Origin of the sequence: Nostoc linckia z4 (assembly GCF_002608075.1) — a bacterium.
Lineage (GTDB): Bacteria > Cyanobacteriota > Cyanobacteriia > Cyanobacteriales > Nostocaceae > Nostoc > Nostoc linckia.
In genome coordinates this window covers 231118-251609 of sequence record NZ_LAHA01000004.1, presented here as the reverse complement: position 1 = coordinate 251609, position 20492 = coordinate 231118, and the positions used below count along the sequence as shown (strand labels likewise).

19 protein-coding genes and 1 pseudogene are annotated in these 20492 nt (G+C 41.8%); 9 read left to right on the top strand and 11 right to left on the bottom strand.

Going from position 1 to position 20492, the window contains the following annotated elements; genetic code table 11:
• Positions 1 to 129: 129 nt before the first annotated feature.
• Positions 130 to 1041, top strand: a complete 912-nt coding sequence (locus VF06_RS05765) for an exosortase-dependent surface protein XDP2 (protein WP_099065809.1) — start codon at positions 130 to 132, stop codon at positions 1039 to 1041.
• A gap of 150 nt (positions 1042 to 1191) precedes the next feature.
• Entirely contained in the window at positions 1192 to 2148 is a 957-nt protein-coding gene (locus VF06_RS05760) for an aldo/keto reductase (protein ID WP_099065808.1), read from the top strand.
• 186 nt (positions 2149 to 2334) lie between these two features.
• On the opposite strand, the gene dapF is transcribed toward VF06_RS05760, so the two are convergent.
• Positions 2335 to 3177 (bottom strand): diaminopimelate epimerase, encoded by an 843-nt coding sequence (gene dapF, locus VF06_RS05755; RefSeq protein ID WP_099066007.1) that lies wholly within the window; start codon positions 3175 to 3177, stop codon positions 2335 to 2337.
• Positions 3178 to 3281: 104 nt separating this feature from the next.
• On the opposite strand from dapF, the gene VF06_RS05750 reads away from it, so the two are divergent.
• Positions 3282 to 3497: an Hfq-related RNA-binding protein gene (locus tag VF06_RS05750; protein ID WP_099065807.1), complete on the top strand. Its 216-nt coding sequence runs from the start codon at positions 3282 to 3284 to the stop codon at positions 3495 to 3497.
• Positions 3498 to 3786: 289 nt separating this feature from the next.
• Here the strand turns inward: VF06_RS05750 and VF06_RS05745 are convergent, their stop codons facing one another.
• The 5 genes from VF06_RS05745 to VF06_RS40355 form a co-directional block, all read right to left on the bottom strand.
• Positions 3787 to 6051 (bottom strand): monovalent cation:proton antiporter family protein, encoded by a 2265-nt coding sequence (locus VF06_RS05745; RefSeq protein ID WP_099065806.1) that lies wholly within the window; start codon positions 6049 to 6051, stop codon positions 3787 to 3789.
• Positions 6052 to 6335: 284 nt separating this feature from the next.
• Entirely contained in the window at positions 6336 to 7316 is a 981-nt protein-coding gene (locus VF06_RS05740) for an SDR family NAD(P)-dependent oxidoreductase (RefSeq protein WP_099065805.1), read from the bottom strand.
• A 12-nt stretch (positions 7317 to 7328) separates the two neighbouring features.
• A complete protein-coding gene (locus tag VF06_RS05735) occupies positions 7329 to 7745 on the bottom strand; it encodes a pepsin/retropepsin-like aspartic protease family protein (RefSeq protein WP_099065804.1) in 417 nt (138 codons plus the stop codon).
• On the bottom strand, positions 7738 to 7956 hold the full coding sequence (locus VF06_RS05730) for a hypothetical protein (RefSeq protein ID WP_099065803.1): 219 nt from the start codon (positions 7954 to 7956) through the stop codon (positions 7738 to 7740). The genes VF06_RS05735 and VF06_RS05730 overlap by 8 nt, the downstream gene beginning before the upstream one ends.
• Before the next feature lie 47 nt (positions 7957 to 8003).
• Complete coding sequence (locus VF06_RS40355; protein ID WP_180267257.1) at positions 8004 to 8156, bottom strand: hypothetical protein; 153 nt, start codon at positions 8154 to 8156, stop codon at positions 8004 to 8006.
• Positions 8157 to 8337: 181 nt separating this feature from the next.
• Between VF06_RS40355 and VF06_RS05725 the strand changes: the two genes are divergently transcribed.
• Complete coding sequence (locus tag VF06_RS05725) at positions 8338 to 11754, top strand: leucine-rich repeat domain-containing protein (RefSeq protein ID WP_099066006.1); 3417 nt, start codon at positions 8338 to 8340, stop codon at positions 11752 to 11754.
• A gap of 16 nt (positions 11755 to 11770) precedes the next feature.
• Here VF06_RS05725 and VF06_RS05720 read toward each other — a convergent pair whose 3' ends face one another.
• The 3 genes and pseudogenes from VF06_RS05720 to speB all read right to left on the bottom strand — a co-directional run bounded on the left by VF06_RS05720 (position 11771) and on the right by speB (position 13585).
• Positions 11771 to 11965: a hypothetical protein gene (locus VF06_RS05720; RefSeq protein WP_244917929.1), complete on the bottom strand. Its 195-nt coding sequence runs from the start codon at positions 11963 to 11965 to the stop codon at positions 11771 to 11773.
• Positions 11966 to 12112: 147 nt separating this feature from the next.
• Positions 12113 to 12232: pseudogene (locus VF06_RS42405) on the bottom strand (Uma2 family endonuclease); the annotation flags it as partial.
• Positions 12233 to 12544: 312 nt separating this feature from the next.
• Entirely contained in the window at positions 12545 to 13585 is a 1041-nt protein-coding gene (speB, locus tag VF06_RS05715) for an agmatinase SpeB (protein ID WP_180267256.1), read from the bottom strand.
• A 1070-nt stretch (positions 13586 to 14655) separates the two neighbouring features.
• Between speB and VF06_RS05710 the strand changes: the two genes are divergently transcribed.
• Positions 14656 to 15273, top strand: a complete 618-nt coding sequence (locus VF06_RS05710) for a LuxR C-terminal-related transcriptional regulator (RefSeq protein ID WP_099065802.1) — start codon at positions 14656 to 14658, stop codon at positions 15271 to 15273.
• Between the two features lie 31 nt (positions 15274 to 15304).
• Here the strand turns inward: VF06_RS05710 and VF06_RS40350 are convergent, their stop codons facing one another.
• Entirely contained in the window at positions 15305 to 15457 is a 153-nt protein-coding gene (locus VF06_RS40350; protein ID WP_143864447.1) for a histidine kinase, read from the bottom strand.
• Positions 15458 to 16055: 598 nt separating this feature from the next.
• Between VF06_RS40350 and lpdA the strand changes: the two genes are divergently transcribed.
• Positions 16056 to 17486 carry a dihydrolipoyl dehydrogenase gene (gene lpdA, locus VF06_RS05700; RefSeq protein ID WP_099065800.1) on the top strand — a complete coding sequence of 477 codons (1431 nt, stop codon included), beginning with the start codon at positions 16056 to 16058 and terminating at the stop codon, positions 17484 to 17486.
• Here lpdA and VF06_RS42400 read toward each other — a convergent pair.
• A complete protein-coding gene (locus VF06_RS42400; protein WP_257207465.1) occupies positions 17462 to 17587 on the bottom strand; it encodes a hypothetical protein in 126 nt (41 codons plus the stop codon). The genes lpdA and VF06_RS42400 overlap by 25 nt on opposite strands.
• Positions 17588 to 17664: 77 nt before the next feature.
• Here VF06_RS42400 and trpC point away from each other — a divergent pair, with 77 nt between their 5' ends.
• From trpC to VF06_RS05685, 3 genes are all read left to right on the top strand, one after another.
• Positions 17665 to 18555, top strand: a complete 891-nt coding sequence (trpC, locus tag VF06_RS05695; RefSeq protein ID WP_099065799.1) for an indole-3-glycerol phosphate synthase TrpC — start codon at positions 17665 to 17667, stop codon at positions 18553 to 18555.
• Between the two features lie 276 nt (positions 18556 to 18831).
• Positions 18832 to 19083 carry a DUF5340 domain-containing protein gene (locus VF06_RS05690; RefSeq protein ID WP_099065798.1) on the top strand — a complete coding sequence of 84 codons (252 nt, stop codon included), beginning with the start codon at positions 18832 to 18834 and terminating at the stop codon, positions 19081 to 19083.
• 701 nt (positions 19084 to 19784) lie between these two features.
• Entirely contained in the window at positions 19785 to 20444 is a 660-nt protein-coding gene (locus tag VF06_RS05685) for a carbonic anhydrase (protein ID WP_099065797.1), read from the top strand.
• Positions 20445 to 20492: the final 48 nt, after the last annotated feature.

Below are 20492 nucleotides of genomic sequence, written 5' to 3'. Positions count from 1 at the left end.
TTTTGTCCCAGTTATTGACACAGATAAAAAGCTATGGGATATTTCTAAAAATACGGTTAGTAGATAGATTTTAAGTAGTATTTGTAAATTACTTAATCAAAAGCTTTCAAAATATCAGGTGAAATTCCAATGAAAACTATCTTGGCAAAAATGATGGCGATCGCCACAAGTACTACTTCCATCTCAATAACCTCCTTAATGGTCGCAGTCCCAGCGCAAGCAGCATCATTTACAGCCTTTTCCTTTAAAACTAATGTCACAGCTACTCCCATAAACGACCCCACAAGCAACTTACTCAACGATCCCACTAGAGATATCCGCCTAGACTCAGTGGAATTTAATAACACAACCATTAACAACTTTGAAGTCGTCAACCAAGCAAAAATTCTGCAAAACGACACTTACACACTTCCCGACACGAGTGTATTCGGCGTACTAAATTCAGGACGAGGCCCCAACACTGCTGATGACAACTTAGTTCCAGAAGGGCCTTCAAAACCAAACCCAACCGATCTAGACATTGTTGGTAGTTTGGGTAACTTAAATCTGAATAGCATCTTGGTAACACGAGAAAATGCCAATAAAGCCAGCATTGAAGTTTCTTTTGCAAATCCCGTGAATACCTTCTTTTTTTGGGAACGTGGCGGAACAGCAGGTGGAACAGTGGCAGGCGATAGTGATTTATTAGTTGAAGCTTTGGATGACAATAATGCAGTGATAGGAACTTACAAAATCTTGAGACAAAACTACACCAAAGCCGACTATAACATCAGCACAGTAGTTGCTCCCATTCTGAACAATGGGCCTTTCAACATTGGTTCTATCGGCATTACTTTGGATGGAATTACCACAAAAACACTGCGATTAACTAGCTCTAATAATAATGGGTTAATTCCCGATCTTCCTAACGATAACGGCCCAGATTTCAAGGTTGTGGCTGCAAAAGTTGAAGTTGTTCCCGAACCCACTGCTATTGTCGGCGTACTTTTAGCAAGTGGTTTAGGATTAGTATTAAAGCGTAAGAAAATAGTTACAGGTTAATATATAGCAATTCTATTTCAGTTGTGAAAAATATAGTGTTGACTGTTGACTGTCAACAAACACAACACTATATAGTAGCAAACTTGATTTTTCATTATCCAAAGTAATAATTAGCAGAAATAATTCTCAAACTGTTTTAGAAGAAAATTCATGGCCATCACAGAAAGACGTAAACTCGGACGTTCAGAACTAGAAGTCTCACCAATATCTTTTGGTGGCAACGTTTTTGGCTGGACAATTGATGAAAATACTTCATTTGAGATATTAGATAACTTTGTAGCGGCTGGAGGTAATTTTATTGACACAGCCGATGTTTATTCTAAATGGGCACCAGGAAATCAAGGTGGAGAATCAGAAACAATTTTAGGAAAATGGCTCAAACAACGTGGTAATCGTCACCAAGTAGCGATCGCAACCAAAGTTGGCAGTGATATGGGTGTTAAAGGCAAAGGACTTTCTCGCAAACACATCCAACAAGCTGTTGAAGACTCATTGCAGAGATTACAAACCGATTATATCGATTTGTATCAATCCCATATTGATGATGAAAATACTCCCCTGGAAGAGACTCTTGAAACCTACGGTGAATTGATTCGTCAAGGAAAAATACGTGCCATTGGTGCTTCCAACTATAGTGGTTCTCGTTTGCTACAGGCATTAGAAATTAGCCATCAAAATAATTATCCTCGCTACGAAAGCCTCCAACCCCGTTATAACTTGTATGACCGGGATGGTTACGAAGGAGATTTACAACAAATCGCCCAAGAATATGAAATTGGTGTAATTAGCTATTCTTCCATAGCTAGTGGCTTTTTATCTGGTAAATACCGCTCAGAAAAAGATTTGTCTATTAGTGCCCGTGGTAGTTCGATAAAAAAATATTTAAATCCTCGCGGTTTTACGATTTTAGAGGCACTTGATGGTGTGGCCAAGTCATATAATGCTACTCCCACCCAAATTTCTCTAGCATGGCTAATTGCTAATCCAAGCATTACCGCTCCTATTGTGAGTGCAACAAACCTCAAGCAACTCAACGATATTATCCAAGCTGCTAATCTGAAACTCGATGGAGATGCTATTAACCTTCTCAATGAAGCTAGTTCTTGATGAATGTTTAGATCTAGAATTCAGAATTCAGAATTCAGAATTCAGAATGGGCTACGACCCACTAAGCTAACAGAATCAAGAACTGCCGATCGCCAATTCGGCGCTTTTTTGTCCCCCAGTTCAATAAAAAAGCAAGTTTTGTGGTGGGGTTTAAATCCCCATGACAAAACTGTACTTGCAACTTGTTTAAGAAAGCTTACCTGTAAATACTCGTTGAGCTGGGCCTGTCATGTAAACTCGTTGGTCGATTTCTGACCATTCAATTTGTAACAAACCGCCTGGTAATTCTACGGTGGCAGTGCGATCGCACTTTCCTGTTAGCACCCCAGCCACCAAGGAAGCACAAGCACCAGTACCACAAGCCAAGGTAATCCCCGCGCCTCGTTCCCAGACGCGCATTTTCAGATAGTCGCGGCTTACTACTTGAATAAATTCAGTATTTGTGCGTTGGGGAAAAACTGGGTGATGTTCAAATTTTGGGCCTATGGTTTCTAGTTCAATGGCGGCAACATCTTCCACAAAAGTAATGCAATGAGGATTTCCCATACTGACGCAGGTAACTTGCCAAGTTTCCCCCACCACCTCTAAGGGCTGACTAATTACTTTTTCTTGGGCGGGTGTCAGGGTAGTGGGAATTTCCGCAGCGAGTAACCTGGGTAAACCCATGTCTACTTTCACTAGACCATTAGGTAGGATTTGGGGTGTAATTACACCAGCCAGGGTATGAATGCGATATGAGTCTCGATCGCGGGATTCACCCTCTAACTCTGCCAAAAAGCCAGCTAAACAGCGAATACCGTTACCACACATTTCCGGTTCTGAACCATCGGAGTTAAAAATCCGCATGGTGTAATCAGTGCCGTTTTCTCCAGGTAGGGCAAAAATAACACCATCAGCACCGATGCCAAAATGGCGATCGCACAACTGAATGGCTTGCTCTGGAGTCACCACAGGCAAAGAAGACGAGCGATTGTCAATCAAAATGAAGTCGTTACCTAGTCCATGATACTTAGTAAATTCGATTGCCATTTCCCAAATCAATAAATTATATTTGTGTTTTGTCATTGGTCATTAGTCATTAGTGAATAACCAATGCCCAATGCCCAATGCCCAATATCCAATGACTAATGACTATGATTACTGAATTTGACACCTCTTTGCCTAGTATTAGACAAGTTCAAATCCTGATTAAACAAACAACACCAGCAGAGTTCAAGTTGCTGACTGGGGATGTACTCACAGGGAGAGTTTTATGGCAAGACCCTCATTGTGTATGCATTGTAGATGAAAACAGCGAGCAAACCACTGTTTGGAAACAAGCGATCGCTTATATTAAACCAAAAACCTAAGACTCACGTCAGAATTCTCAATTCTAAGGAACTTCTAAGTAAAAAATCTTCCACAGAAGACCGTTGACCGTTGACAGTCAGCAGTCAACGACCCCAAGGGGAATAATTTATTTTTGCAGTTACCTAAATCAATGAGTTCAAAATAAGACATCTTGCAAAAAGCACTTTTGCAAGAGATGGAAAAAGGGGTGCATCTTTATTGGGGAAAAGGAAAACACAAAACCTTTCCCCCTTACCCCTTACCCTTTTCCCGACTAAGGCCAAGAAGTCTATAGCACTCGTCACTTTCTTATAGGGATACCGAACTTGGAATCCCAAATAACTGTTGTAGTTGACTCAAACCTGTCAAGCCACCGCACAACAATACTTGGTCGCCGACTCGCAAATCCATGTTGCCATCAGGATAGCGGATAAATTTGCCATCGCGGCGGATTGCCTGCACTTGTACGCCGTATTGTTTGGTGATATCCAAATCTGCAAGAGTTTTAGCGAGAATTGGCGAGTCAGCATTCACCGTCACCCACTGACAAGCACTATTTTCTCCGGGGACAGCTGCTTGTCCCTTGGCGAATTCTGCTAAAGCAGCTAGTTCTTCATCTGCTCCCACCACTAGCAAGCGATCGCCTTCTTGCAAACGCATTTCACTACTGGGATAATCGATTTCATCCCCGTTAGCGCGGCGAATTGCCATCAAACTTGCCCCTGTTAAGTAGCGCATATCTGCTTCTTCTAAGCTCATGCCAACTAAAGGCGAACCAGATGGTAGAGGATACCAGCGCTGATTTAAATCTTGAGTTGCTTGGCGCAAATCCTGGGCAACTTCAGTAGGAGAACGTTCTGGCCGCAAGTCTAAATAATGATCCTTGCGAATTTGCTGCATTTCCCGTTGAACGAGAGTTTGGGAGAAGCCCAAGCCAGTTAATAAATAAGTCACCATTTCTAAACTGGCTTCAAACTCTGGTTGCACCACTTCCCTGGCTCCCAGTTGATACAGCACTTCAATGTCTCGATTGTGGGTAGCGCGGACAACTAAATCTAATTCTGGCGACAATTCCAAAGCTCGTTTCAAGCAAAGACGAGTACTCATAGGGTCTGGAAGTGCGATGGCCATTCCTTTGGCATGATTGACTCCGGCAGTTTCCAGAACATGTAAACTCACACAATTGCCATAAACATAAGCTACCCCAGCTTCGCGCAACTGCTGAATTCTACTTTCTGATTGATCGATTACCACCACAGGTAGGTCATGTTGCTGCAATAATTTCACTAAATTTTTGCCTACTCGTCCATAGCCGCAAACTACCACATGGTCTTTTGAAGGTAAATCTTCTGACATATCCCGTGGTTGGTCATCTGCTAAATAGGGTTTCAACCAAGGCATGGATTCGGCGAAGTTAAATAACAATGGCACAAACCGCAGCACAAATGGTGTCACCACGAGGGTGACTGCTGTGGTTCCCAAAATCAGTAAATATATCCGCCGGGACACTAGACCCAAAGCTTGCCCTTCACTGGCGAGAACAAAGGAAAATTCCCCGATTTGCGCTAGTCCCAAACCAGCAATTAAGGCTGTTTTCAAAGGATAGCGAAATACTTTTACCAGGGGGGTGATAATCAGAAACTTGCCGATAAAAACTATGGCCACCAGCACTAAAATTAATTCCAGGTTCTTCCACAAAAACACCGGGTCAATTAACATGCCAATGGCAGCGAAAAACAAACTGGCAAAGATATCTCGCAATGGTTCCACGTAAGTCAGGGTTTGATCGGCGTATTCCACCTCAGAAATCATCAACCCGGCGACAAACGCTCCCATTTCAATGGATAGCCCCAAATGCTCTGTTAGCAGGGCGATGCCCAAACATAAAGCTACAACGCCCAACAAAAATAATTCTTTGCTTTCAGTACGGGCTAACAGTCGCAACAAAGGCGGTATCAGCCAAATCCCTGCTGCGATCGCACCTGCGGCAAATAAAGCAATGGACGCCAGGGCTGTGAGTACAGCGATACCAATGGTTTCTGCTGGTTGGTTGAGGGCTGGTAGCACTGCCAACATCAATCCCAGCGCCAAATCCTGGACAACCAAAATCCCCAACATCACTTGTCCGTGGGGCGTTTCGGTTTCATTGCGTTCCATCAACGACTTGAGGACAACCGCCGTGGAAGACAACGAAAGAATACAGCCCAAAAACATGCCCTTAGCAGGTAACGTTCCCCAAGCACCAATTAACCCGCATACCGTCACCGTCACCAAAATCGTCAAAGCAATCTGGAGTCCACCGCCACCCAGAGCGATCGCTTTGACTTTCTTGAGTTCCGCAAAAGAAAATTCTACACCCAAAGCGAATAATAAAAAGGCTACTCCGAACTGTGCCAGAGTCTCCACTTGAATAACTTCTTTAATCACTCCCAGTCCGGCCGGCCCGACAATCATCCCGCCAATGAGATACCCCAGCAGCACCGGCTGTCGCAAAAGTGCCGCTAACAGTCCGCCACAGGCTGCAACCGCCAAAACTGAAACTAAATCAACAATTAATCTAAAATCTTCTTGCACCAGTTTTTAAATAATTATGTACGACTTATTAAAACCAGGATACAAAGTTTTATATATCTCAGGATAGTTTATTTTGGGCATAGGGCATAGGGCATAGGGGATGGGGTATTGGGCATGGGGCATTGGGTAGAGGAACGAAACCCAACTGATGATTCTTAATTCACGAGTATAAAAGTTGGATTAATCCAGTTCAAATACTCATTAACGGAGTTCAGAGGCGGATCAACATACTATCAAAGTAGATGAACCGAGTTTTTTAATCCCTACCCCATTCCCCATTCCCTTTAAACTTTAGGCGAACTCAGGGCAGTGAGTAGCAACAGTGACCACGGCATTTTAATATCGGGTATGAAAGATGAATATTGTCTCAGTGCGGGCAATGCAGCAGGTAGCACAAAACGCAGAGAACGTAATGAAGCGGGTCGATCGCCATTTTCATCGACAATTCCATATTGGCTAGCGAGTTCGGCAACAATTTGCAAGCGTCCTGTACGATTCATGATGTTTGCATCGCCAGCAAGTTTAGCGATCGCTCGTCCGGTGAATAATGGAGTTTCCCAATTATAGCGATCGCTAAAAAATGAGTTTCTCTGGTTGGTAGCATTTGTTGGGTTAGCTTCAGAAGCAAAACGAGAAAAAAGCTCAGTACCAACAATACCAGGCCAAATTGAAACCGAAGCGACATTATAGGGTTTTAGTTCCACAGCCATATCAGCAGCGAGGCGATCGCAGGCTGTTTTACCAACACCGTATGCTACGTTAAAGATATAAGACATACTGCCCCACGAAGAAATGGTGCAAATTAGTCCAGATTTGCGCCTAGTCATCATCCGGGCAGCAAAAACACTCGCTACATAGTGGCTACGAAGTCCAACATTGTTACTAGCATCCCAAAGACTAGGTTCGCAATCCCAAAAAGGTCGCCCGTAAGCGTCTTTAATTGCCCTCACTCCTGAATAAGCATTATTAACCAGCAAATCGAGTTGTCCATTTTGCTCATTTTGGATGCGTTCAAAGAGCAAACGCACCTGCTCATCGTCGCTGTGATCTACTTGCACGGGAATGCATACACCACCGGCTTGTTCAACGGCTAATTGCGTTTCAGTTAAAGTCCCCGAAATATCATCATTGGCATAAGAATTGTTTAAACTGCGACCAGTAATGTAGACAGTTGCCCCTGCTTCACCCAGGCCAATGGCAATTCCCCGACCGATTCCCCGCGTTGCACCTGTGACTAATGTGACTTTACCTTCGAGGTGTTTCATAATTGGTGAATCTTACGACTTAGGAGACAGTTCAAAAGCCATCTGTGAACGATAAAAACAGACATCAAATTCCAAGAAAAAATTCATCTGTCCTAAAAGTAACGGCACATTATCCGTGAGACTCCAAGCAAATACCAATCGGACTGGTACAAAATTGGCTATTTGAGCAGTTAAAATTAACCCTTTTGCTTCAACTGGTGCTAGGTTTCCTGCTAGTTGCACTGAGGTTGTTAGTTCTTCCCAAGTTGCCCCTAACTGAATACCTACACTGTAAGGTAAAACATTAATACTAGCTCCAGTATCCAATAAACCTGAAACGTTAACGACAGAATTTTTGTAGCTTAATGTCAGGGGTAATATTGGTACTGCATCGATATCCCCAAAGACATCACGACTTTCAATAAAGGGAAATCTTTGGGAATTAAGCATCGTTTACCTGTCTGTCTTCTTCTAGCAGTGCAGCGAGTTTCTGAGCAGCTCCATGAGAATTATAGGGAGACCACACATGATAAGTGACTCCTGGCTGTAACGACAATGCTTCTTCTTCAGTCGCTAGTTCTTGAACTAAAAACTGCATGACCTTGAGTTTATCTGCACGAGATAGCTTGTGCAAGGTTGGGAATAAATCTGCTGCGCTCATATCAAGTTGAAGATAACGACTAAATACTTTTTATATTTTTACAACTACTATAAGTTGGTTCCAAAGTTTGTGGCGTTGGCGTAGCCCGCCGGTGGCATCGCATCCTCAACAACAGGCGATCGCACACCCTTGAGATGAATAAAAGCGATCGCTCTTTTTGCTCGACAGTTCGTGTAAAAAGGTGCAAGCTTCGAGTTCAAAGGTGGAATGATGGGGTTTTGAGGTGGAGTTTAGAGGCACAGGACGCGGCGATGTCTACGAGGAGCTAGGCTAACGCACATCGTCTCAATGCAATTCTTCATACAGGCTACATTATTAATTAGCTCAATTTCTCTGCTGCGCGTCCAAGCAGCAACTCGTCGTCAGGCATTAAAACCCCAAATGACTAACAAAGAACTGCTGCAAATTATTGAACAAGCTGCCAGAGACAAGGTGACAGAATTAGACCTTTCTGGCAAAGGCTTAACAACACTGCCAGCAGAAATTGGACAACTCACCAACCTACAAACACTCAACCTCAGCGACAATCAACTGAGCGGTCTGGCAGTGGAATTTGAACAACTGACCAACCTGCAAACCCTAGACCTTAGTTTCAATCAACTGAGTAGTCTGCCAGTGGAAATTGGACAACTGACCAACCTGCAAACCCTAGACCTCAACTTCAATCAACTGAGTAGTCTGCCAGTGGAAATTGGACAACTTACCAATCTGCAAACCCTAGACCTCAACTTCAATCAATTGAGCAGTCTGCCACTGGAAATTGGACAACTCACCAAGTTGCAATCCCTCAACCTCAACAATAATCAGCTGAGCAGTCTGCCAGGGAAAATTGGACAACTCATCAAGTTGCAATCCCTCAACCTCAAAAGTAATCAGTTGAGCAGTATGCCAGGGGAAATTGGACAACTCACCAAATTGCAATCCCTCAACCTCAACAATAATCAGCTGAGCAGTCTGCTAGGGAAAATTGGACAACTCACCAACCTGCGATTCCTCGACCTCAGCTTCAACCAACTGAGCAGTCTGCCAGCCGAATTTGGACAACTTTTCAAGCTGCAATCCCTCAACCTCTACCACAATCAACTGAGCAGTCTGCCAGCGGAATTTGGGCAACTCTGCAAGTTGCAATCCCTCCACCTCGGCGACAATCAACTGAGCAGTCTGCCAGCAGAATTTGGAAAACTTTCCAACCTGCAATCCCTCAACCTCTACAACAATCAACTGAGCAGTCTGCCAGCAGAATTTGGACAACTTTCCAACCTGCAATCCCTCAACATCTACAACAATCAACTGAGCAGTCTGCCAGCGGAATTTGGAAAACTCACCAACCTGCAATCCCTCAACATCTACAACAATCAACTGAGCAGTCTGCCAGCGGAATTTGGACAACTCACCAACCTGCAATCTCTCCACCTCAGTGGGAATAAAGTGAGCAGTCTGCCAACCGAATTTGGACAACTCACCAACCTGCAATTTCTCCACCTCTACAACAATCAACTGAGTAGTCTGCCAAGGGAAATTAGACAACTGCCAAACCTAAAAAAACTTGATATTCGTAGAAATCCAGTCCCCATTCCACCTGAGATTTTGGGATCGAAGAATTTTAATGAAGACCCCGGCGATGTAAATGAAATTCTCGATTTCTATTTTCGAGTACAAGACCCAACCGAAACCGAACCTTTCTACGAAGCAAAATTCTTGATTGTTGGTGAAGGGGCAGCTGGTAAAACCTCTTTAGCCAAGAAAATCAAAGACCAAACCTACAAACTCCAGCCAGAAGAGAAATCAACGCAAGGCATTGAAGTCATCCGGTGGCACTTCACACTGCCCAATGGCAAAGATTTTCGCGTCAACATCTGGGATTTTGGCGGTCAGGAAATCTACCATCAAACCCATCAGTTTTTCCTCAGCAAGCGTTCTCTCTATGCCTTAGTTGCCGACAGTCGCAAAGAAAACACTGATTTTTACTGGTGGCTGAAAATAGTCGAACTCTTGAGCGACAAAAGCCCAGTTATGATCATCAAAAACGAAAAACAAGACTGTCAGTGCCAAGTTGATGGGGGGCAGTTACGAGGAGAATTTGACAACCTCAAGGAAATTCTGGCAACCAATTTAGCTAATAATCGCGGTTTGCCAGAGATTAAACAAGCTATTCAACTTTACATCAGCAATCTCGACCACGTTAGTACACCTCTTCCCAAACTCTGGGTAAGAGTTAGAAACGCCCTAGAAAACTATTCCCGCAATTACATCAGCGTTGAAGAATACTTTATCCTTTGCCGAATCAATAATTTAACTGACCGTAAGGATATGCTGCGCTTAAGCAGCTATCTTCATGACCTCGGCGTTTGCCTACACTTTCAAGATGATTCTACACTCAAACACTATGTCATCCTCAAACCAGAATGGGGTACAACTGCCGTTTACAAAGTTTTGGATAATCAAACTGTCAAGCAAAATCTCGGTTGTTTTACCAAAGACGACCTCAAAGATATTTGGAAAAGCCCCGAATACGCTGATATGGGCGATGAACTACTGCAATTAATGATGCGGTTCAAGCTTTGCTACGAAATTCCTAACCGCCCTAACACTTATATTGCCCCACAATTGCTTTCCATTGAAAAAGCTGATTATACCTGGGACGATCGCCACAATCTCATCCTCCGCTACACCTATACATTCATGCCCAAAGGCATCCTCACCCGCTTTATTGTGGAAACGCACCCTTGGATTGAACAGCAAAAAATCGTTTGGAAAAACGGTGTTGTTCTCAATAAAGACGAAACTCGTGCAGAAGTCATTGAAAACTACAATCAACGGGAAATTAAAATCCGTGTAGCCGGAAATCGCAAAAAAGAATTGATGGCAGTCATTACCCATGAACTTGAAAAAATCCACAACTCTTACGAACGTTTGCAATATCAAACCTTAGTTCCTTGCAACTGCAAAAACTGTGAAGGAAGCGGGACTCCTCATCTTTATTATATGGATGTGTTGTATAGGTTTCGATACGCTCGTCAGTACGAGATCCAATGCCAGAAAAGCTTTCAAATGGTGGATGTTCGCAAGTTAATTGATGATGTCATGTTCCAATCAATTAAAGCAGATGGGGAATTTAATCCCCAAGTTGCACAGTTGCAAAGCGAACTGGAGCAGGAAAAAAATGAATCTTTAACGCATCGATTACGAGATAGCGAACAAAAAGAAAAAGACATCATGAATAGTCAATCGGCAATGGAATTCGAGAAGGAAATTTTCATTTCTTATGCTTGGAGTGGAGAAAGCGAACAATTTGTCAATCAATTGGATGAAACTTTACAAGCAAAAGGAATCAAAATCATCCGTGATAAACGCGATTTGGGCTACAAAGGACTAATCAAAGCCTTCATGGAACGAATCGGACGCGGTAAATGTGTAATTGCTGTGATTAGTGACAAGTATTTAAAGTCGCCCAATTGCATGTTTGAGTTAGTCCAAATTGCTAAAAATGGTAAATTTTATGATCGAATTTTCCCGATTGTGTTAGTAGATGCCCAAATTTATAAACCTATTGCCAGACTTAAATATATTAAGCATTGGGAAGACGAAATTAAACAATTAGATGAAGGTATGAAAGAAGTTGGTGCAGCGAATTTACAGGGATTTCGAGAAGAAATTGACCAATACACCGAGATTCGTAACGCGATCGCCGAACTCACCAACTTGCTCAAAGACATGAACGCGCTGACTCCCGATATTCACAGCAAATCAGAGTTTGAGGAATTGTTGGAGGCGATCGTACATCGTTTAAATGAGTAAAAAGTTCGTGCTATAATTATGAACTAAAAATTGGTCTTAGCCACCCAAAAACTTGGTCAACTGTCAAATTTAGTTCTAAAAACTTTGGTGTGGGAAGGCGATTATTATCTATCAACTCAACAGGTTCCTGTCCTGGAATAAATGCTAAAATTAACCGCTCATCTGGGTCGATTAACCATCCTATTTGACTACCATATTTAAGACAGTGCAAAATACTGCTTAAGTAGAACGACTTGAAAAAACCAAACTATGTTAAGTAATGTAAAAGAATAAAATTCAGTTCGTAGTGAGGACTTTAGTCCTTTTTTGAGAACGAAAGTTCTCACTACAAACCTTTAATTATTTATCCTGTTCTACTTATAACTTTAGTGGCTCTCTGCTCAGGTGAGAGTATTTCTACAGTCCAGTCAGGATAAATTTCAAAAGCATTGGGTACTTCGCCATCAGCTTCAAAAGGAATTCGTTCCCAAACAAAAACTTACTATGAGTTGAAGAATCGAGAATACAGAATACAGAATTCAGAAGTCAGAAGTCAGAATATCTGGACGTAAATTATTGCAACTCGCAGTGTCTTTTTGACCATTAAATATGCATATTAGCTCAGTGCTTAAACCTATTGATTGATTCATCCATCAGCTTCCAATTTATTCTGACTCCTGAATTCTGACTCCTCAATTCTGACTCCTCAATTCTGACTCCTAAATTCTGACTCCTAAATTCTGACTCCTAAATTCTGACTCCTGAATTCTGACTCCTGAATTCTGAATTCTGACTCCTGAATTCTGACTCCTCAATTCTCCAAAGATAAATCCATCAAATTCGCTAGCTTATAAACTATCCGCGCCCCAACATTCCCATCCCATTCACCATCACCAACTTCGCAGATATCAAAGCCAATAATTTTTCTACCGCTATTTACCAACTCCCGAAACAGGCAAAATGTTTGCTCTAATTCCAAGCCACCCGGAACGGGAGTACCTGTACTCGGACATAGTTTTGGATCTAAACCATCCACATCAAAGCTAACATAGACATCCTCAGGCAAATGATTGATAATTTCTCGACATAACTCTATCCAAGTTGTGCCACCATAAAGCCTTTGTTTAATAGCTGGATCGTAATAAGCAATAATCCGACCATCAGATTGATTAATCATCTGAACTTCATCATGGGAAATATCACGTAAACCAACTTGCACTAACTTGGAAATTTGTGGTATTTTCATACCATTAAACATGATTGACGCATGGGAAAATTCAAATCCCTCATAGGCGTTCCGTAAATCTGCGTGTGCGTCAATATGTAAAATCCCATAATTCGGATATTTCGCGGCTAATGCTTGGAAATATCCCAAAGGCGAACTGTGGTCTCCTCCGATGACTGCAACCCGTTTACCATTGTTAATTGCTTGCTGACAATTATCAAACAGCCATTGATTAACTTGTTGACAAGCTTGATTTATTTCTATAAGTACGGGTGTTAAATCTGGTGTATCTGAGATTTCTTTTCCTTGGGTTAACCTGTCGATGATTTTCGCTGATAAGCCACGATAATATTTGTTTTTCTCTAAGATATCCTGGGGAATTTCCACCATGAAAATTCCTTGTTTCCAGCCATCGGGGCGATCGAAATCGAACAAATCCAATTGAGTAGAAGCATCTAAAATCCGTTGTGGCCCGTTCGCTGTACCTGCACCATAGGAAACAGTGACTTCCCACGGAACACCAAAGACAATCAAGTTTGCAGACTCATAATCGAATGGTAAACCCAAAAGGTTGCCATTAATTTCGCCTACGCCACTGGGATTGTAGTCTTGTAATTTATTAATCATCGATTATTTACTGAATTTAGGTACACAGCACGCCGCCTAGTAAACATCTGCATTTTAATAAAAATTTTTCATCGCCGCCTAAACTATATATCTCACAAAGATATTGTTTACATATAGGAATCCGATTTGATTAATGAACATATTTGTGTGGTGCGCGTTCGCGCAGCGCAAGCGCGATAGGAAGGGAACTCTTAACAGGGAACTCTTAACAGGAAAAAAGGAATTTAGGGGTGTACTGAGTTTTTTCACCGAATCAAATATGAGTCCTATAGCAATCCGAAATAATTTCTGAAATATTAACAGGACTTATGCAAAAATAACGTAATTCCGTCATTACGAGCGATAGCGAAATAATCCCCCCTGACGCTGGGATTGCTTCCCTACACTCCGTTTCGGTCGCAATGACAATATCGGCGTTGCGTAAGTCCTAATTAAATGTGAGGTTTATGGACTGTTAAGCGTCAACAGTCAACCGTCAACCGTCAACCGTCAACACTGATATCTTTCACAAATTAAAAGTAGTATTTTTTACTAAAAATATAAACTTTCTGCGTAAATATATACCTATGTATATTTTTATTTCAACTCAAATAACAGTTGTATGTTTGGGCGATCGTTAATTTAATACAAGGGTCTTGCAGATGATTTGACTGCCTTGTCTATCCTGCCAGCATCCTCCAAACTAGTCCAATTACTCCCCTTATGATAGAAGAAAATCTGTGCGTAGCAAAGCGTTGTTGAGCGTTAAGAGTAGGAGAAACAACGAGTAAACAGACATCAAAACTTGGGTGGCGATCGCAAATGTATTACAGACAATTTCCGAAATAGACAATTTCCGAATTGTATATAAATGATGCCTAGATTAATTCCCAAAAACTACACAATCTGTTGAATTTAAGTATTTTTAAACTTTTTTGTCAAAAATAAAACTTAAATTTGATTCGTTAAGGTAATTGAACTGTAATGTTCAACCAATTTATTCACCTCAACCATCAAAAAAACTCATGGTGTATATCCCAACTCCACGAATTCCGTAGTCTTCTAACATTTTGTATATTCAAATACCTAATATGATGACTTTAACAAAGACATTAATTGAAACACAACTGCGAGAAAATATCAACCGTGACTCACAACGAGCTGATTTTTTGGAAGAAGTAATCGAAAGCTTAGAGGATGGAATTTTAATTTTAAATAAAGCTGGAAAAGTGCTTCATGCTAACGCATCGGCTCATCGAATTTTTTCTCAATTCCATCAAGAAAATTGTACTGAAAATTTTTTACCGCCTGCTATCTGGAATCTTTGTGAATCATTACTGAAAAACCAGTCTTTACTTCCCGATACAATGGTCACTTTTTCACATGAGATTGTACTGGATAAATCAAATATTTTTAGAATTCGAGTTAGACTACTGAATATGGATGGATTTGATATACCTTGTTTATTGGTAACCATCCAAAATAAATATGAATCTCTCAAAGACGTAGCCCTCAGCGAAGTTAAAAAATTCGATCTGACGCATCGAGAAGCAGAAATTTGGTTCCTCTACAGAAACAACCACAGCTACAAAGAAATTGCCAATCAGCTTTTCATCACTATCAATACAGTGAAAAAGCACATGAAAAATATTCATGCTAAGCGACAAGCAGCGCTCTTGCTTGAGGAACAGTATCAAACTGAAAATTAAAAAGAAGAATTCAGAATTCAGAATTCAGAATTCAGGAATCAAAATCAATAGACTTGTGACTTGAAAAATAGGGCATTGGGCATTGGGCATTGGGCATTGGGCATTGGTCATTGGGCATTGGGCATTGGGCATTGGGCATTGGGCATGGAGCAGAGGGGAAAAACTCGTCTCCCCATCTCCCCATCTCCCCATCTCCCCATACTTCGACTCCGCTCAGTACAAGTCTCCCCATCTCCCTCATCTTCCCCATGCCCCATCCCCTATGCCCCATGCCCCACTTTCCTTGAAAGTATAAAAAAATTAAGTATGTAGATTTGATTATAATTACTGAAAACATCCATCTTTTAGCCATTCGGGCGTGAATCATAATTTAAGTCAATTAGCAACACCCAAACGTTAAATTCCGCGAATAGTTATCGTAAGAATTCAGCACCCAGAAGTCAGAAGTCATAATATAGAAGGAATTCAGCATGAGCAGTACATTTTACGATCGAGTTTTTTCCTGATTCTTTAAGTATTCTGGCTCCTGAATGGTGACCAAAGGCTAAGCTTTCCTTGCTTTGCTGCTGAAATTCTTAACAGTTATCAGGCATACGGTGGGGGATTGAGATTGGTTACCAGTTTCCAGTGTTCAACGATCGCTAATAACTGGTAACTATATAGTAGTAGGGGCTTAAACCCAGCGACGAAACTAACAACGAATAACTCATAACTATTAAAGGGGTTGCTTTGATTGTCAGTCAAGTTGAGAATAAATAGGCGAAGCACACGGGGAAACTAACGTGAGTCAAGAATTTGATTACGATTTAGTCATTATCGGCGCTGGTGTGGGCGGACATGGCGCAGCCCTACACGCCGTAAGTTGTGGTTTAAAAACAGCGATTATTGAAGCTGGTGATATGGGAGGAACCTGTGTTAATCGCGGTTGTATTCCTTCTAAAGCACTGCTAGCAGCATCTGGACGTGTGCGGGAGTTACGGAATGCCCACCACCTCAAGTCGTTGGGAATTCAAGTCGGTAGCGTGGAATTCGATCGCCAAGCGATCGCCAATCATGCTAACAATCTCGTCTCGAAGATTCAAGGCGACTTAACAAACAGTCTCAAACGTCTGGGAGTCGATATTATCAAAGGCTGGGGAAAAATTGCCGGAACACAAAAAATCTCCATCACCGCAGACGGCGGTGAAAAAACCATCACAGCCAAAGATATTATCCTTTCCCCTGGTTCAATTCCTTTTGTTCCTCCAGGAATTGAAGTAGACGGCAAAACTGTGTTTACCAGCGACCAAGGTGTGAAGTTAGAGTCACTCCCAAATTGGGTAGCGATTATTGGCAGTGGTTACATCGGCTTGGAATTTTCTGATATTTACTCGGCCTTGGGTTGTGAAATCACCTTGATTGAAGCCCTAGACCAATTAATGCCAGGATTTGACCGCGACATTGCCAAACTTGCCGAACGGGTGTTGATTACTCCCCGCGACATTGAAACCAAAGTGGGGATATACGCCAAAAAAGTCATCCCTGGTTCGCCTGTGGTGATTGAGTTAGCAGATTTCAAAACCAAAGAAGATGTGGATGTCATCGAAGTAGATGCTTGCTTAGTAGCTACAGGACGCATCCCAGCAACGCAAAATCTCGGTTTAGAGTCTGTAGGTGTGGAACTCGATCGCCGAAACTTTATCCCAGTTGACGATCGCATGGCAGTATTGTCAGCCGGCGAAGTAGTGCCGCATCTGTGGGCAATTGGTGACGCCAATGGCAAAATGATGTTAGCACATGCGGCTTCTGCTCAAGGCATCGTCGCGGTGGAAAACATAGTTGGTAGGGAGAAGAAAGTAGACTATCGCAGCATCCCCGCAGCGGCGTTTACCCACCCAGAAGTTAGCTATGTGGGCTTAACAGAAACAGCAGCTAAGGAATTAGGACAAACCGAAGGTTTTGAAATCGCCACCAGTAGAAGTTACTACAAAGGAAATTCCAAAGCCTTGGCAGAAAATGAAGCCGACGGTATTGCCAAAGTGATTTATCGCAAAGACACAGGCGAAGTCCTGGGTGTCCATATTTTCGGACTCCACGCTTCAGACTTAATTCACGAAGCATCAGCCGCCATCGCTAACCGTCAAACTGTACAAAGCTTGGCGCATCTAGTCCACGCCCATCCAACACTTTCAGAAGTCCTCGACGAAGCTTATAAACGAGCGATCGCTATATAGGGATTGGGGCATGGGGCAAGGGGCATGGGGCATTGAGAAGTGTGGGAGGATGGGGAACAAATCTTTCCCCTCCCTCTCCCCACACTCCCCACACTCCCCATACTCCTCACCTTCCCCAGTCCCTAGTCCCGATTTCCAATGCCCAATGCCCAATGCCCAATGCCCATTCCCCTAATTTATGCAAATCCGTCGCCGTTCACCTAATCCAGCTATTGCAGTATCTACGTTACGTTATCAAGCTGCTGTGCCTAATTCAGAGCCAAACAATATTTTGGAAGAAATTGTTTGGCATAAAGAACAAGAAGTTGACCAAATGCGGGAAAGGTTACCTTTACGGGAATTGCAACATCAAGTACTTTCCGCAGCACCAACCCGTGATTTTGTAGCAGCTTTGCGTCAAGGAAAAACAAAGCCAGCTGTAATTGCGGAAGTGAAAAAAGCTTCTCCTAGTAAAGGGGTTTTACGAGCAGATTTCGATCCAGTAGCCATCGCCAAATCCTACGAACAAGGTGGTGCTAGCTGTCTTTCTGTATTAACAGATGCTAAATTTTTTCAGGGCGGCTTTGACAATTTAGCCAAGGTTCGTGCTGCGGTGGATTTGCCCCTACTGTGCAAAGATTTTATCATCTATCCGTACCAGATGTACTGGGCACGAATTCAAGGTGCAGATGCCATTTTGTTGATTGCGGCTATCCTTAGCGATCAATATTTACAATACTTCCTCAAAATTGCCAACAATCTGAAAATGGCAGCCTTGATTGAAGTTCATAGTTTGGATGAACTTGACCGTGTGTTAGCTTTAGATGGAGTCTCCTTAGTAGGAATTAATAATCGCAATTTAGAAGATTTTTCTGTTGACCTTGAAACTACTTGCCAACTTTTGGCTGCAAGAGGTAGTCAATTGCAACAAAAAAACATCCTAGTTGTCAGCGAGTCAGGACTGCACAAACCAGATGACTTGAGTTTAGTAGTTAAGGCAGGTGCATCCGCTGTACTCATTGGAGAATCTTTGGTGAAACAACCAGATCCCGGCGGTGCGATCGCTCCTTTATTACCCAGGAATTTGTAAGAACAAACACCCTGCTCCTTGCAGGGCAACTGTACATAATAGTTTGATAATTGGGCATACTATAGGTAGATATACAGCATTTTGCTGCCTAATAAGAGCAATATCTTTGCTAAATCTTTATCGCTAAGCAAATCAAAAACCTAAACAATTAGTTAATTATTGTGTAACAATTTCTTAATAAGAGAAAAGTTTGATGTTCAGTTTCTAGTTATCTGAGCTTCAAAGACAAACTCTGACTCATAAAAAATCCCAAATTTGAAATGAAACTCTAACTACATGGAGCAAATTCCCCTACCTTCGCCTATCCACTACGAACTTATACTTCAACTTTTAGAAAGACAAACAATGTTAGCTGTAAATGATAATCCAGATTTACGCTATCAAGTTAATCAGCTAATTATTACACTGCGGAAAGCTGCTGTGCAACAAAAACGACTAGAAGAAAATTGCCAGTTTTCCTCTCTCGGTGTCGATCACCGTTGGTCAATCAACCATCATAACGGTAACAAAGTTATTGCCCCTGATTGAAACTGATACCGTTTTGAATTGTGTATTTTTGATTGCCAATTCTTGGTGCATCTCGGTTTAGTGAATCCATCAGTTGCAATCATTTTTGCAATAAGTATTAAATGTTTTAAGTTCAAATTTTTGTTAGTTGTTAGGTTAGCTTACCACTAAACGGTCTCTGCCCTGCAAAATATCTAGACATCCTATAGCAATCATATTTTGTTTCTGAAAATTATCAAATTAAGATACCCGGCTGATATAAAAAGTCGGGTATCTTATTGACTGCATATAAGAATCTGATTTGATTAATGAACATATTTGTGTTGGGAGGGAACAGGGAACAGGGAACTCTTAACAGGAAAAAAGGAATTTAGGGGTGTACTGAGTTTTTTCACCAAATCAAATATGAGTCCTATAGTATTTGCAGCATAGTTGAGGAGAGAGTAAACCTCTTGCAAAAGTGCTTTTTGCAAGAGATGAAAAAAGGGGTACATCTTGATTGGGGAAAGGGAAAACACAAAACCTTTCCCCCTTTCCCCTTACCCTTTTCCCGACTTATGCAATAAGTCTAGTGATGGACAGCTAAAATTTTTCTAAAAAACCAAATAAAAAAATCAGCCATCAGTCAAAATGAAATTGTGTATTCTAGAGAATTAAGTCTAAACTCTGCGTCCTGAATTCTGAAGTGTTCTGCAAAATTTTCTCTCAGATTTCATGAAAGAATGAAATATAACAGCATTAATCAACTCTTCAAAAATAATCAGGCGTGGGTTGCTGAAAAACTGGCTCTCAACCCGAATTACTTTGAAGAATTATCTAGCGGACAAACACCACCATTTCTGTATATTGGTTGTTCTGATAGTCGTTTACCGTTAACAAATTTTACCCGTACAGAGCCAGGAGAATTATTTGTACATCGTAATATTGCGAATCAGGTTTCTCTCACAGACATGAATTTTTTAGCCGTTTTAGAATACGCAATTCTACATCTGGAAGTGAAACACATTATCGTTTGCGGCCATTATGATTGCGGAGGAATTAAAGCGGCTTTAGAATGGAAAACCATCGGAATTATTGATAACTGGGTAAATCCGATTCGCGAATTGTATTTACAAAAAAAAGCAGAAATTGACGCCTTACCAACCAGAGAAGAACGCCTGAACTATTTAGCGGAAATGAACGTTGCAGCGCAAGTAAAGAATCTCTACCAAACTTCAATCATGCGTCAGGTACTTTATACCTCAAAAGCGCCTATGGTTCATGGCTGGGTACTAAATATCAGTACTGGATTAATCAAAGATTTGAATGTTTCAACCTTGGAATGGCAATTGCGTAACTGTCCCTTGCTTTTGGAATGGAATATGTATAGGAATCGGATTTGATAACTGAACATACTTGTGTGCTGCGCGGAGGCGCAGTGCAAGCACCAT

What these genes read in the sequence shown, in the direction of transcription:
- VF06_RS05765 (WP_099065809.1), top strand. Translation starts at nt 130, where the DNA reads ATGAAAACTATCTTGGCAAAAATGATGGCGATCGCCACAAGTACTACT.
- VF06_RS05760 (WP_099065808.1), top strand. Translation starts at nt 1,192, where the DNA reads ATGGCCATCACAGAAAGACGTAAACTCGGACGTTCAGAACTAGAAGTC.
- dapF (WP_099066007.1), bottom strand. Translation starts at nt 3,177, where the DNA reads ATGGCAATCGAATTTACTAAGTATCATGGACTAGGTAACGACTTCATT.
- VF06_RS05750 (WP_099065807.1), top strand. Translation starts at nt 3,282, where the DNA reads ATGATTACTGAATTTGACACCTCTTTGCCTAGTATTAGACAAGTTCAA.
- VF06_RS05740 (WP_099065805.1), bottom strand. Translation starts at nt 7,316, where the DNA reads ATGAAACACCTCGAAGGTAAAGTCACATTAGTCACAGGTGCAACGCGG.
- VF06_RS05735 (WP_099065804.1), bottom strand. Translation starts at nt 7,745, where the DNA reads ATGCTTAATTCCCAAAGATTTCCCTTTATTGAAAGTCGTGATGTCTTT.
- VF06_RS05730 (WP_099065803.1), bottom strand. Translation starts at nt 7,956, where the DNA reads ATGAGCGCAGCAGATTTATTCCCAACCTTGCACAAGCTATCTCGTGCA.
- VF06_RS05725 (WP_099066006.1), top strand. Translation starts at nt 8,338, where the DNA reads ATGACTAACAAAGAACTGCTGCAAATTATTGAACAAGCTGCCAGAGAC.
- speB (WP_180267256.1), bottom strand. Translation starts at nt 13,585, where the DNA reads ATGATTAATAAATTACAAGACTACAATCCCAGTGGCGTAGGCGAAATT.
- VF06_RS05710 (WP_099065802.1), top strand. Translation starts at nt 14,656, where the DNA reads ATGATGACTTTAACAAAGACATTAATTGAAACACAACTGCGAGAAAAT.
- VF06_RS40350 (WP_143864447.1), bottom strand. Translation starts at nt 15,457, where the DNA reads ATGGGGAGATGGGGAGACGAGTTTTTCCCCTCTGCTCCATGCCCAATG.
- VF06_RS42400 (WP_257207465.1), bottom strand. Translation starts at nt 17,587, where the DNA reads ATGGGGAGTGTGGGGAGTGTGGGGAGAGGGAGGGGAAAGATTTGTTCC.
- trpC (WP_099065799.1), top strand. Translation starts at nt 17,665, where the DNA reads ATGCAAATCCGTCGCCGTTCACCTAATCCAGCTATTGCAGTATCTACG.
- VF06_RS05690 (WP_099065798.1), top strand. Translation starts at nt 18,832, where the DNA reads ATGGAGCAAATTCCCCTACCTTCGCCTATCCACTACGAACTTATACTT.
- VF06_RS05685 (WP_099065797.1), top strand. Translation starts at nt 19,785, where the DNA reads ATGAAATATAACAGCATTAATCAACTCTTCAAAAATAATCAGGCGTGG.